11 protein-coding genes are annotated in these 13,891 nt (G+C 35.5%); 2 read left to right on the forward strand and 9 right to left on the reverse strand.

All coding sequences use genetic code 11. The features are described 5' to 3' along the window. Positions 1 to 10: 10 nt before the first annotated feature. Positions 11 to 256, reverse strand: a complete 246-nt coding sequence (locus tag ACNQGN_RS07705) for a hypothetical protein (RefSeq protein WP_417987257.1) — start codon at positions 254 to 256, stop codon at positions 11 to 13. A gap of 133 nt (positions 257 to 389) precedes the next feature. Continuing rightward, complete coding sequence (locus tag ACNQGN_RS07710) at positions 390 to 1,130, reverse strand: DUF2490 domain-containing protein (RefSeq protein WP_417987258.1); 741 nt, start codon at positions 1,128 to 1,130, stop codon at positions 390 to 392. A gap of 111 nt (positions 1,131 to 1,241) precedes the next feature. On the opposite strand from ACNQGN_RS07710, the gene ACNQGN_RS07715 reads away from it, so the two are divergent. Beyond that, positions 1,242 to 4,010 (forward strand): outer membrane beta-barrel protein, encoded by a 2,769-nt coding sequence (locus ACNQGN_RS07715; protein WP_417987259.1) that lies wholly within the window; start codon positions 1,242 to 1,244, stop codon positions 4,008 to 4,010. 94 nt (positions 4,011 to 4,104) lie between these two features. Here ACNQGN_RS07715 and ACNQGN_RS07720 read toward each other — a convergent pair whose 3' ends face one another. The 7 genes from ACNQGN_RS07720 to ACNQGN_RS07750 all read right to left on the reverse strand — a co-directional run bounded on the left by ACNQGN_RS07720 (position 4,105) and on the right by ACNQGN_RS07750 (position 10,755). Further along, the gene (locus tag ACNQGN_RS07720; protein WP_417987260.1) at positions 4,105 to 6,696 is read right to left on the reverse strand and encodes a TonB-dependent receptor; all 2,592 of its coding nucleotides are present in this window, start codon (positions 6,694 to 6,696) and stop codon (positions 4,105 to 4,107) included. A gap of 246 nt (positions 6,697 to 6,942) precedes the next feature. Next, complete coding sequence (locus tag ACNQGN_RS07725) at positions 6,943 to 7,356, reverse strand: RrF2 family transcriptional regulator (protein WP_417987261.1); 414 nt, start codon at positions 7,354 to 7,356, stop codon at positions 6,943 to 6,945. 180 nt (positions 7,357 to 7,536) lie between these two features. Continuing rightward, positions 7,537 to 8,343, reverse strand: coding sequence for a TPM domain-containing protein (locus ACNQGN_RS07730; RefSeq protein ID WP_417987262.1), 807 nt, complete (start codon positions 8,341 to 8,343; stop codon positions 7,537 to 7,539). Then, positions 8,343 to 8,780 (reverse strand): TPM domain-containing protein, encoded by a 438-nt coding sequence (locus tag ACNQGN_RS07735; RefSeq protein ID WP_417987263.1) that lies wholly within the window; start codon positions 8,778 to 8,780, stop codon positions 8,343 to 8,345. Before ACNQGN_RS07735 ends, ACNQGN_RS07730 begins: the two co-directional genes overlap by 1 nt. Before the next feature lie 11 nt (positions 8,781 to 8,791). Continuing rightward, complete coding sequence (locus tag ACNQGN_RS07740; protein ID WP_417987264.1) at positions 8,792 to 9,385, reverse strand: LemA family protein; 594 nt, start codon at positions 9,383 to 9,385, stop codon at positions 8,792 to 8,794. A gap of 60 nt (positions 9,386 to 9,445) precedes the next feature. Continuing rightward, positions 9,446 to 9,778: a MerR family transcriptional regulator gene (locus ACNQGN_RS07745; protein ID WP_417987265.1), complete on the reverse strand. Its 333-nt coding sequence runs from the start codon at positions 9,776 to 9,778 to the stop codon at positions 9,446 to 9,448. Continuing rightward, positions 9,778 to 10,755, reverse strand: a complete 978-nt coding sequence (locus ACNQGN_RS07750; RefSeq protein WP_417987266.1) for a peptidoglycan DD-metalloendopeptidase family protein — start codon at positions 10,753 to 10,755, stop codon at positions 9,778 to 9,780. The genes ACNQGN_RS07745 and ACNQGN_RS07750 overlap by 1 nt, the downstream gene beginning before the upstream one ends. A gap of 332 nt (positions 10,756 to 11,087) precedes the next feature. Between ACNQGN_RS07750 and alaS the strand changes: the two genes are divergently transcribed. After that, positions 11,088 to 13,724 (forward strand): alanine--tRNA ligase, encoded by a 2,637-nt coding sequence (gene alaS, locus ACNQGN_RS07755; RefSeq protein WP_417987267.1) that lies wholly within the window; start codon positions 11,088 to 11,090, stop codon positions 13,722 to 13,724. Positions 13,725 to 13,891 lie beyond the last annotated feature (167 nt).

Raw genomic sequence — 13,891 nt, forward strand, 5'->3', positions numbered from 1 at the left:
ATTCGAACCATTAATTTTCTTCCTCTTCTTCTTCTTGCAGCGTTTTCATCGGATGATCCTCATACCAATCCTTAAAAGTTTTTATTGTTGTGTAATCATCATGTAGCACTGTATACACCATAAACAAGATTAACGGCATACCAATGCAATATAAGGTCATTATTACCGGTAAAGCAATATTAGTTTGACATAAACCGGCAAATACAAAAACATAAACAGTGGTAAACCACACGAGTTTGATTGCGAAATTTTTCATGGCTATATCTTTTATTAAAGTTACGCCATAAATTTTAAATATTAAGTTAATGTATTGGTAATCAATATTTAAAATAAAATATTGTTTGGTTGTTGCTGTTGATATTGTAGCTATTAAGGGATAGTTGTTTTTTTTAAACCTTTTTTTGTAGTCTTAATTTATGGAAAATACTGAATCGGATGATGTCTCTATTAAAGTAATCTATTCCATTGGTTCTTCGTTGAAAACTGTTTAAATAGCCCAATTCAAATGCTAAATTTGGGTTAAGACCGTATTGTATTGCGGCATAAATTCTATTTTGATCGAAGGTATTTTTAATTATCTTTTTTCCAAAATTAAATAGTATTTCATCAGATACTACTGCTTTTAAAAGCTGGTCTTCTTTTTTCCAAAACGTGTAATCACCTTGAATGCGATATCTAAATCTCCAGAAAAAAGTGGTTCCAGGTACTAACATATCTTTATTGGCATTATGAACAAATCGTTCCTCTAATTGAAACCGGTGATTCAATATTACTTTACCCAAATTTTGTTTCCATGTAATGTCCTGCTGTCCCCTGTATTCTGGGATATTGAAATCATAAGTTATTTCAGGCTCTTGGGTAGCTACTGAGAAAAATGCAAAGCCAGCCCCAGCTTCCAGATGATCATTGATTTTATAGCGCCCCTGCACCCTAATTACATATAAATTTTCGGTAACAGGTTTTAGAAATAGCCTATTGTCAAATTCAGAATGTAGAGACCATCTGTTATTTAATATCAGTTGATTATTATATCGTGTCCAAAGAATGCTTTGATGATCTATATTTTTTTCGGTTTGCGCTTGGGAAGCAAAACACCCTAGTAACAAGAAAAGAACGCTAATGACTCTCATGAAGTTTGTTTCATTTTTTTGCAAATTTAAACAAACGCAACAAAAGTTAAGTGTAGATTAAACCTTTTATCCATTTTGTTGTCTTAACTGTTTATTTAAATAAATTTTCGCATGTCTAAATGTCATTCTGTTTTACTTTTTTTATTTTTCTGTATTTCTGCCCATGCTCAAGATGAGTTTGTAATTAAAGGAACTGTCCTTGATGTGAATACTCAGATTCCTCTCGAGGCGGCAACGGTTTATTTTTCCAATGTAAAGGATTCTACAGTACTAGAATATACTACTACCGATAAAAATGGTTTGTTTAAAATGACGTCTAAAAAATATGAAAACCCTATTTTTTTGAAAATTTCCTATATGGGATATCAAACGCATATTGAGGAACAGAAAGAGATTTCCGAAAATAAAGATTTTGGGAAACTCTATTTGTTAGAAAATGTAAATGCGTTAGCGGGTGTAGTCATAAAAAGTGAAGCTCCTCCAATTCGAATAAAAAAAGATACATTAGAATTTAATGCCAACTCTTTTAAGCTACGGCCAGATTCTAATGTCGAAAATTTGTTGAAGCAACTGCCAGGTTTTGAAGTTGATAATGAAGGGAAAATTAAAGTGAATGGTAAAGAAGTGACCCAGTTTTTGGTAAATGGTAAAGCCTTTTTTGATAAAGACGGGGTAATGCTTTTAAAGAATTTGCCGGCTGAAATTATTAATAAAATTCAAGTTTCAGATTTCAAAACCAAAAAAGAAGAGCTGTCCAAACAAGAAGCAACTTCAGATTATTCAAGTATTAATCTGACTATTGACGAGAAGAAAAACAAAGGTTTTTTTGGAAAATTCTTAGGAGGTTATGGTACGGATGATCGTTATGAGAGTAGTGTGATAATGAATTTTTTTAATAATAAGCAAAAGATAAGTGTGCTGGGATCTTCAAATAATATCAATTCATCTGGCTTTTCGATGGATGAAGTGTTTGATAATATGGGAGGAGGAAGAAATAATAGGGGAAGTTCTAAAACTGCTGGGGCAGGGAAAGGAATTACTCGATCTAATCTGGTAGGACTAAATTATTCTGACGAATGGTTTAAAGATTTTGAAACAACTGGGAGTTATTCTTTTTCAAATGCCGTAACAGAAAATGCAAGTAAGTCCAAACAAGTTGATTTTTTACCGAATGGCAGTTTTTCGACGGAATCTGAATCGAAATCAAAATCTGAAAACACAGGAAATAAAGTAAATTTTGAGTTTGAATATAAAATCAATCCGTCAATGAGAATTGTTGTTGTTCCAAAATTGAGTAAATCTAATTCAAATGGGACTTCCTCTTCTTCGAGTTTCTCCAGAGACGAAAATGAGGAATCTCTAAACGAAAGCACTTCTAATTCTTACAGAGAAAGTGCCACGACCAATTTTGGGAATACCATTAACTTCAATAAATCATTTCAAAAGAAATCTCGAAATTTGAGTATTGGTTTTGAGAATAGTAATACAGATACGGATTCCGATGCTTTGAATAATTCAAAAACTGTTTTTTATCAAAGCGGAGAGCCCGATGATGTGAGGGATCAAACGGTAAAAAATGGGAATACTAATGACTATTATACTGCTGAAATCGAATATACTGAGCCTATTACAGATTCATTGCGGGTGCGTTTTGGTGCCGATTACAGCAGTTTGAATGTAACAAACAAAGTGAGAACATTAGATTTCGATGCATTGTCTCAATCCTATTCCATTGTTAACGATCCATTGTCTAATTTTATTTCGTCTAAACAAAATAGTGTTAGTCCAAAAATAGGAATCACTTTCCAAAAAAATAAATTTACTTTTAATTTAAATTCAACCACTTCAATTGTACAGTTTGACAACCATTCCTTTTACCGCAACAAAAATACTGACTTGAATAAAAAATATGTTTTACCTATTGGAGGAATGCAAATTAGATATAAGTTTGAGAAATCAAAATTCATAACTGCAAAATATGACTATTTGGTTAATCTTCCTACTACAAATCAATTGTTGCCGGTTGAGAATTTGGCCAATCCATTAAATACGGTTATAGGAAATCCGAATTTGAATCCAAATGAAAAACACAGCGCAAATTTGACTTTTAGAAATTATGATTTTCGTACTCGTTCGGGTTATGATTTGTATTTGAAAGGTGAATATTATGACAGTCAGGTCATTTCATCCGCAACTTATGATGCCAATAGAAAAGGGATCACAACCTACGCAAATGTTTCAGGGACTTATTCTGCTTTGATGGGAGGAAATTGGAATCAATCGATAAAAAAAGATGGCAATGTTTTAAAATATGGTATAGGTTTGAACGGTAGCTACTCTTTGACAAGAGGTTTTACTAATACTGTTTTATATGATGCAAAATCATTAGGGATTACACCAAGAGTTTATGTTACCTATGATTATGGCGAGCTGTTAACTATAGCACCTTCTTATAGTTTGGCATACGATGAGTCAAAATACACGAATTATTTAACAAAAGCCAGCTCAAATGTAGTCCACAGAATTAACTTACAGACCACTAATTATTGGCCAAAAAATTGGGTTTTTGGAAACGATTTTGGCTATACCTACAATTCTAATATTGCACGTGGATTTAAGAAAGATTTTTATTTATGGAATACAAGCTTGTCATATGGTTTTTTTGATAAAAAAATGTCTGCGAAAATAAAAATATACGATGTTTTAAATCAGAATCAGAGTTCTTCAAGAACAATTTCTGCTACCACAATTCGCGATGAGGAAAATACGGTTTTAAAGCGTTATGCAATGTTTTCTGTAACCTATAAAATTCAAGATTTTTCAGGGATGAATAAACCGCCAAGAAATGAAAATAGAAGAGAGAACAGGAGAGATAATTAAAAAGAAGAGGAGCCGACTCATTTGAGACTGCTCCTTTTCTTATAGCATTGTTCCATTCTGGGATATCGTAAATTACAATTTACGAATATTCCTGCTACAACGAATAACGAAGGGTGATTCCGTAAGTTCTCTGATCGCCTAATACACCAGAATATTGTCCCGCATTACCACCTGCAGGTAGTAATTGTTCAAAGTAATCTTTATCCAAAAGGTTGCGTCCCCATAAGAAAACAGATAAACCTTCTGAAGCACGGAAACCAATACGGCCATTGAGAAGCGCATAAGAATCAACTACCAGATATTTCGAAGGAGTCGCACTTGAAGAAAACGAAGAGCGATAGTACGTGTCTAAAGCAAAGAAGTACTTCCCTAGATTACCGAATAATTTACCTGAATCAGAGATTTCACCTCCTAAAGATCCTGCCCATTTTGATATGCCAGGTAGTGCACCACCAGAAATATCCTTAGAATATATAGAATTATTATTTGCATCTTTTAATCCAGTTTCCTCTAAAGGCAGTGGTGCATTTTTGAAAGTAATATATTTACCATCGGTATACGATACTGCTGTATTCAATGAGAGGTATTTGTTGACAGTAACACTAGCATCAAACTCGGCACCTCTTACACGTACTTTTTCCGCATTAGCAAGATAACCACGGTTTAGACTTACGTCAGGACTTTGGACTAATGTCTGAAAGTTTTTGATGTCCGTATTATAGATTGTGAAATTCACTATAGAACGTTTAAATGGTGTGGTCTTCACTCCAATTTCAAAGTGATTTACTTCTTCAGGTTTTATTTCAGCAAGCGCGATTATTGGACCATTAGCGTCGGTTGGAATACCACCTACATTAACACCTACGGGTTTGTAACTTCTCGCATACGTTGCAAAGGTATTGATACGGTCAGAGGCTTTGTAGGCCAATGTCAAATTTCCAGAAAAGTTAGTGTCATCGACATCTACTTTGAAAGCCTGATTAGAATAGACTTTCTTTTTCAAGGCAATTAGAGCAGGATCGTTCGTTTGTAGACCTCCGTATGTCTCTCTGCTGTAGTCCAGTTTTTTCCTGTCATAATTATATCTTAGGCCAGGTAGTATGTGAAGATTATTTGCAATCTCCCAATCCAGCTGACCAAATATTGCCCCGCTGAATGTGTTGAGTGTGTTTCGGGTTTTGATTCCGTATCCATCTAATAGACCAGGAGTCTGCCATAAAGAGTAGCCATTCGAATCGTTTGGTGTATCTTGAGAAAAACGCCACTGAGCGGATCCAGCTTCTTCAATCTGTATAGGATCTGCTTTAAGATCCTGTCCAATAGCAAATACACCGAATACACCAGTTAATCTGCGGGAAAAATCTCCTGCATATCGAATCTCTTGTGACCATTGTTGGTGTTTTGACGTAGCTTGAGATAGCTTAAGCACTTGAAGACCTGTGAAATCCCTGTCGTTCGATGGGTCCCAATTCCAGTAGCGCCAAGCAGAAGTTGATGTCAGTGTCCCTTGTCCAATTTTTGTTTCTAAATTAAGAGATACGCCTCCCAAATCCTGTCCGGAACGCCAAGGAGTGTCGTGATCAATCTTACGGTCGAATGCATTTTGACTAGGAAGGCTGTAGTTTAGATCCGCAATAATCTGATTAAATTGGCGGTAGGCAGCACGTTTTGTAGGTGCAACACCAGCGATAACCTGAGCGTATCCGTCAGGACGCTGACGTGAAAAGTCTGCTGCCAATGTGATATCTGTGTTTTCTGATGGTCTATAAAGTAGCTGCCCTCTAACTCCTTGATTATTCAGGTCGTTGACAGATTTTCCAGTTGCTACATTTTCTATTAGACCGTCACGTTGCGTTCCGGAAAATGATAATCTACCAGCAAATTTTTTGCTTAAAGCACCAGTGATGGACGCCTTAGCCTGTAGGAATCCGTAATTACCAAAGCTAACTTCGAAGTTGGCACCGGAAGTAAAGCTAGGCTTGCGAGTGGTGACGTTAAAAGCACCGGCGGTTGTATTCTTACCAAACAATGTACCTTGTGGGCCACGCAATACTTCAATTCGCTCGATGTCAATAAAGTCTAGTGTTGTGGCAGCCGGTCGTGCATAGTAAACACCGTCAACGTAAAAACCAACACCTGGATCGATTCCGTCATTGGTTAGTCCAAAAGTAGAACCCAAACCACGAATGTTTATTGTTGTATTTCTAGGATTGGACGAGTAGAGCTGAACAGACGGAATAAGTTCCTTTAAACGATTTACGTTGAAAGCACCGGCTTCTTCAGCTTGTTTGCCGCTTACTACCGAGATCGGAATAGGAACATTTTGCGCTTTTTCTATTCGGCGTCTGGAGGTAATAACTACTTCAATAAGCTGATTCTCTTCTGTAAGGAGTATTTCTAATGGAGTATCTGATATTTCAGTGATTGTAACTTCTTTAGACTGATATCCTACATATTGTATAATAAGTGAGAAGGGGAGTTTTTCTTGAGTTTCAAAAGTAAAGGTACCGCTAGCATCAGTAGTTGTATTGTATCTCTTGCCTTTTAATAGCACATTGGCATTTTCTAAAGGTATATTTTGACTATTTTTCACCACGCCTTTCAAGATACTTTGAGCTGTAGAGGAAGAAGTGAATATGAATAATAGTAATAGGGTTGTAAATATTTTTGTGTAAATAGTTTTCATTGTTATATATGTTATATGTAATTAGTAGAATTTAGTTTAAATTTTTTTAATTAGCACATACACATCATTTGGAAACTCTTTTTTTCAATAACAATTAGTTGATTTTTTCGGGATTGCTTATTCAAAAAAGCAAACTTACTTCGATACGTTTTCATACGTTTAAATTTGGATTGTTAATTATGTATTAAATTCAAGGCAAATATATAATTAATTCTATGAAATTAGTAGAGTTATAATAAAATTTTTTTATTTTTTTACTAATGAAGCAATAGTAATGCCTTCCATAGCCTTTAAAGTTTCTTCTCTAATGGTTATCAACCCGTGCCTTAGCAGGCATTCAGATTCATTTGTACAATCAGAACAGCGTTCGTAAAAATTCAATGATGCACAAGGGAGTAAAGCAATTGCACCATCAAAAAGTCTATGAATATCTGCTAAAGTAATGTTGTCTTTAGATTTTAAAAGATAATAACCGCCAAATTTACCTTGTTTACTTCCAACAAAATGTCCACGTTTTAGATCCAATAGAATTTGTTCCAAAAATTTTTTTGGAATATTTGCTGCTTCAGCGATTTCGATAGTTCGAGAAATATGGGTTTCTTCTTGTTGCGCTAAAAACAGTAATGCTTTAAGGGCGTATTTGGCTTTATGTGAAAGCATTTAAGTAATATTTGTTGTTTATGATACTGATTTTTTGAATTACAACTGTTCTGAAAATGTTTAAAGAAATAATCTTTTGTTGTTTTTTATAGGTAAAAAGAGAACATAAGGCATTGAATGTTGATTCGGAATGTCAAATGCTTCGTTCCGTCACAATTTAAACGAAAGCTTCTGGCTGATTTACCAATCTCCGCCAGATCCGCCACCAGAGAAGCCTCCGCCACCAAATCCTCCACCGAAACCTCCACCACCAAATCCACCGCCAGAAGAACCGCCACCAAAACCACCACCGCCGCTGTTTCTGCCCAGGCTACTCAGAATAATTACATCAAGTAAACTAGGACCGCCTCCACCTCTGTTGCCAGAATTTCCGCCTCCGCCTTTATTTCTTGAAATAAGAATCAGAATGATTACTACAATGACAATAATGGGTAAGATTGGAAATCCTTTTTCTTTGGTTTTTACTCTTTCCCCTTTGTATTTTCCTTTAAAGACATCAATTATCGCATCAGTCCCTTTATCTAGACCTTTGTAGTAACTTCCAGCTTTGAATTCCGGAATGATTATGTTTCGAGTAATTTCTCCACCAATACCGGCAGTTAATCGATCTTCAAGCCCATAACCTGGTGAAATCCATATTTTTTTTTCGGCTTTAGCCAATAAAATGAGCACTCCGTTGTCATTTTTTGCAGTTCCACCAATACCCCAGGTTTGTCCCCATTTTGGGGTAAGAATACCAATATCTTCCCCTTTAAGGGTTTCTATAGTGATAATCACAATTTGAGTTGTGGTCGAATCAGAATATTTAATGAGTTTTTCTTCCAGTTGCGTTTTTTCAGTTGCGCTTAGAATATTTGCATAATCGTAAACAGAAGTCTGAAAAGTTGGTTTTTCAGGAATAGTAAATTGAGCAAAACCTATCTGTGTAAATAAAAGACAAACAAACAGCTTTAGGGAAATCAAGGTATTCTTTTTATGTAATAGCATTATCCTCTGGATATTTCGTTTGATAATTCATTTGTGTCGCCTTCTTGCCAAGGGAAATGTTTCTGCAATTGTTCCCCGGCTCTTGCAATTCCATCGATAAGTCCTTGCTTGAAATCGCCTTTTTTGAACTCAGCAACCATAATATCTCGGGTGCAATTCCAAAAATCATCTTGAACCACATCATTAATGCCTTTATCACCACAAATTACAAAATGGCGGTCTTTTACAGCCAGGTAGATTAAAACACCGTTTTGAAGTTCAGTTTCGTCCATTTTTAATTCATGAAAAACTTCCATTGCGCGTTCATACGCATCAATGGAAGTTGTGTTTTCTATATGAACTCTAATCTCGCCAGAAGTATTTTTTTCGGCCATACGAATAGCTTCAACAATTGCTTGTTCATCTTCTTTGGTTAAAAAATCTTCTACTTTTGACATTGTTTTTTAGATTAGAATTTTACTTCAACTGGTTTTTCAGCACCTTCGACAGCACTAAAATATGCTTTTTCTTTGAAACCAAACATTCCTGCAAATAAGCTGTTTGGGAACGTTTTGATATGAGAATTATATGGTTTTACAGCTTCGTTGAAACGTGTTCTTGCTGTTAGAATTTGATTTTCTGTACTTGCTAATTCATCCTGTAATTTTAAAAAATTCTGATTTGCTTTCAATTCAGGATACGCTTCAACAGTTACCAATAATCTAGATAATGCTGATGAAACTCCGCTTTGTGCTTTATTGAATTCTGCCAATTGTTCAGGAGTAATATTTGTTGGGTCAACATTTACCGATGTTGCTTTGGAACGTGCTTCGATTACTGCAGTCAAAGTACTTTTTTCAAAATCAGCAGCACCTTTTACCGTATTTACTAAATTTCCAATCAGGTCATTTCTTCTTTGGTAAGCCGTTTGAACATCACCCCATGATTGTTCTACTGTTTGGTTTAAAGTTACAGCAGTATTATTAATTCCTTTAACCCAGCTGTAAATTCCAATAATTACAACAATTGCGATAATCCAAGGTAAAAATTTTTTAAAATCCATTTTTGTTTAATTTAAAGTTTATTATTTAATTGTTATTTTATAAAATCTGTAATCAGCAATCTATAGTTGATTTTTAATATTCGTCAATTGTGTTCGAATCGTTTCTAATTTGCGAATGATTTCAAATTTATCAAGTGTTTTCTTTTGTCCTTCTTTCAAATGCGTTTTGGCACCTTCCAGCGTAAAACCTCTTTCTTTGACCAAATGATAAATCAATTGTAAATTTGTAACATCTTCTGGGGTGAACATACGATTGCCTTTAGCATTCTTCTTTGGTTTCAGAATATCAAATTCATTGTCCCAAAAACGAATCAGCGATGCATTCACGTCAAATGCTTTGGCGACTTCGCCAATGCTGTAATATCTTTTGTCTGCTGATAATTCTATATGCATTAGTCTAATGATTGATTTTCTTGGTTAGCCAATTTTGCGATAGCAACATATTCTACTGCCGAAATATTTCCATAATAGAAATTAAGCGGATTCACCACTTTACCATCCTTGTGAACTTCATAATGTAAGTGCGGCCCTTCTGATCTTCCTGTGCTCCCGACATAGCCTATAATATCGCCACGTTTCACGCGTTGTCCCGCCCGTGCTTTATATTTGCTTAAATGTGCATATAAAGTTTCGTATCCAAATCCGTGCCGAATCACAATGTGATTCCCATATCCAGAGGCCGTATTGTCCGCTTTTGCTACAACTCCATCACCAGTAGCATAAATAGGAGATCCCTTTTTTGCCGTAAAGTCCATGCCTTCATGCATTTTTCTCACTTTTGTAAAAGGATCCGTTCGGTATCCAAAACCAGATGCCATTTGTTTTAAATTTTCGTTTCGTACTGGCTGAATGGCAGGAATAGCTGACAGAAAAGCATTTTTGGCTTCCGCCAATTTTAAAATGGCATCCAATGATTTCGACTGAATCGCTAATTCCCTACTAAGAACGTCAATCCTTTTTGTGGTAGTAATTACCAACTGGGAATTGTCATAACCCTCTAATTTAGCATACCTATTAACTCCGCTAAAACCCGCTTTTCGTTCCTCATCAGGAATTGCTGATTGATTGAAATAGACACGATATAAATTATTGTCCCTATCTTCAATAGCTTCAATAACGCTATTTATCTGATTTATCTTCTTGTTTAAAATAGCATAGTTCAATCTCAAATTTTCAATTTCACGTGCCTGCAATCGATCTTTTGGCGTTTCAAAATAAGGGGTATTCAATAAAACAACGAAACTCAGAAAACCAAACAATGCCGAGGCCAATAAAAATAGGATAGCAACACCAAATTTTTTCCTTTTTCGTGTTTTTATTTTTCGGTACGCGAGATTTTCGGAATCGTAATAATATTTTACTTTCGACATATTTTAAAATACCCTATTTTTGCACACTGTAAAATGTTAGTCGAACAAATTTAATAAATGTTTCATTTGTTCCACTCTTTTTTCAGGAATAAATAAATTAATGTGCCTATTTCAGTTATTCGTTACAAGTTCTCGTTTAGAAATCTATTTTCTATTGAGTTATTAGGAGCTCCAGCCAGTCGCTCCGTCCTCTCAAGAAAAAAAATAGATTTAGGAATCTCGAAGCTTTCCACTTTTAGCTGGGGCAAAAGAGTTGATTCGTTCATTTGGTTATTCGTTCGTTCGATACAACCGATTAATCAAATTGACAAATAACCGAATAAAAAATAAAAATGAAATCACAAGACGTACGCAAACAATTTCTGGATTTTTTTCAAAGCAAAGGACATTTAATTGTTCCATCTGCACCAATAGTTCTTAAGGATGATCCAACGCTGATGTTCAATAACTCAGGAATGGCACAATTTAAAGAATATTTTTTAGGTAACGCCACACCGAAAAGTCCTAGAATTGCCGATACTCAAAAATGTCTTCGTGTTTCAGGAAAACATAATGATTTAGAAGATGTAGGTTTTGATACGTACCATCACACCATGTTTGAAATGTTAGGGAATTGGTCTTTTGGTGATTACTTCAAAAAAGAAGCCATCAACTGGGCCTGGCAACTTTTGACAGAAGTGTATAAAATCCCAAAAGAAAATTTATACGTTTCCGTATTTGAAGGGAATCCAGAAGAAAACGTACCGTTCGATCAGGAAGCTTGGGATATTTGGAAGGAATTGATTGACGAAGATAGAATCATTCTTGGGAATAAGAAAGACAATTTCTGGGAAATGGGAGATCAGGGACCTTGTGGACCTTGTTCTGAAATACATGTTGATTTACGCACTGAAGAAGAAAAATTGCAAGTTTCAGGGAAGAGTTTAGTAAACAATGACCATCCGCAAGTAGTGGAAATATGGAATAACGTATTCATGGAGTTTAACCGTAAAGCAGACGGCTCTTTAGAGAAATTACCCGCTCAGCATGTTGATACCGGAATGGGATTCGAGCGTTTGTGTATGGCGTTACAAGGAAAAACATCCAATTATGACACGGATGTTTTTACACCGCTCATTGAAAAAGTAGAACAAATTACAGGATTAAAATACACTTCAAACGAAGTTTTAAATATCAGCGAAGAACAAAACAAAACCAATATAGCAATTCGTGTTGTAGTGGATCATGTTCGCGCCGTAGCTTTTGCTATTGCTGACGGACAATTACCATCAAACACAGGAGCTGGTTATGTGATTCGTAGAATTTTGCGTCGTGCCATTCGTTACGGATTTACCTTTCTGAATACCAAAGAACCATTCATCAATCAATTGGTAGCAGTTTTGGCAAATCAAATGGGTGAATTTTTCCCGGAAATCAAATTGCAACAACAATTGGTAACGAATGTGATTCGGGAAGAAGAAGCATCGTTCTTAAGAACATTAGATCAGGGATTACAATTATTGGAAAATGTTGTTGCCGAAACTAATGGGGCAATAGTTTCCGGTACTAAAGCATTTGAATTATACGATACTTTCGGATTTCCAATTGACTTAACAGCATTAATTCTTAGAGAAAAAGGATTCGAACTGGATGAAGCTGGTTTTAACGCTGCCATGCAGGAGCAAAAAAAGCGTTCTCGTGCGGCGTCAGAAGTCTCTACTGAAGATTGGTCAGTGTTGATTCCTGGAAACGTAGAAACATTTGTGGGTTACGATCAAACAGAAAGTGATGTAAAAATAACTCGTATTCGTAAAGTTGACAGTAAAAAAGATGGTGTTTTGTACCAAATAGTTTTAGACAGCACACCTTTTTATGCAGAAGGTGGCGGACAAGTAGGTGATAGAGGAATTTTGGTTTCTGCTAACGAGGCAATCGAAATTATAGACACCAAAAAAGAAAACAACTTGATTTTGCATTTTGCAAAAAAGTTGCCTGAAAATGTAAATGCCAGTTTTATCGCAAAGGTAAACCAGGATTTAAGAAGTTTATCTTCTAGAAATCATTCTGCTACACACTTGATGCACCAGGCGTTGAGGAATATTTTGGGTACACACGTAGAACAAAAAGGGTCATTAGTAAATCCAAATTATTTGCGTTTTGATTTTTCTCATTTTGCTAAAATGACGGAAACCGAATTGCAGCAAGTAGAGGATTTTGTAAATGCAAGAATTCAGGAGCAATTACCACTTATAGAAAGAAGAAATATTCCTTTTGCACAAGCTGTTTCCGAAGGAGCAATGGCCTTATTCGGAGAGAAATATGGTGATGAAGTGCGTGCAATTAAATTTGGGGAAAGCATGGAATTATGTGGAGGAATCCATGTAAAAAATACCGCTGAAATCTGGCATTTCAAAATTGTTTCGGAAGGCGCAGTTGCTGCAGGAATTCGTCGAATTGAAGCAATTACAAGTGATGCTGTTAAAGCACATTTTGCATCCTATGAAGAGACATTGAACGAAGTAAAAACAGCTTTGAAAAATCCTCAGGATATTTTAAAAGCCGTTCATTCGATGCAAGAAGAAAATGCCAAATTGACCAAACAAATTGAGGCTTTTGTAAAAGATAAAGTTAAAAATTTGAAAGCAAGTTTATTGACAGAAATAAAAGAAATAAACGGGATTCAGTTCTTGGCGAAACAAGTGGACTTAAATCCTGAAGGAGCGAAAGATTTAGCGTATGAATTAGGGAGTTTAGGGAATAACTTATTCCTTGTTTTGGCTACAGCCGACGAGGAAAAACCAATGTTAACCTGTTATGTTTCGAAAGAATTAGTAGCGGAGAAAAGCCTTAATGCTGGCCAGGTTGTCCGTGAATTGGGTAAATTTATCCAAGGTGGAGGTGGAGGGCAACCATTTTTTGCTACAGCGGGAGGGAAGAACGTCTCTGGTATTCCGCAAGCTTTGGAAAAAGCAGTTGAGTTTGTAAAGTAAAATAAATTTATTTTTTATATTTGAAACCCTTTCGGAACATATGTTCTAAAAGGGTTTTTTGTTATTTGTTTATACACCATTTCATACGTCTTCCTACAGGCTGGATTTAAGTTAAAAAGTAGTAGTTTAACCGAAATATAGGGATTGTAGCGATGAATATTGTAGCT

Source organism: Flavobacterium rhamnosi (genome assembly GCF_048286515.1).
Lineage (GTDB): Bacteria > Bacteroidota > Bacteroidia > Flavobacteriales > Flavobacteriaceae > Flavobacterium.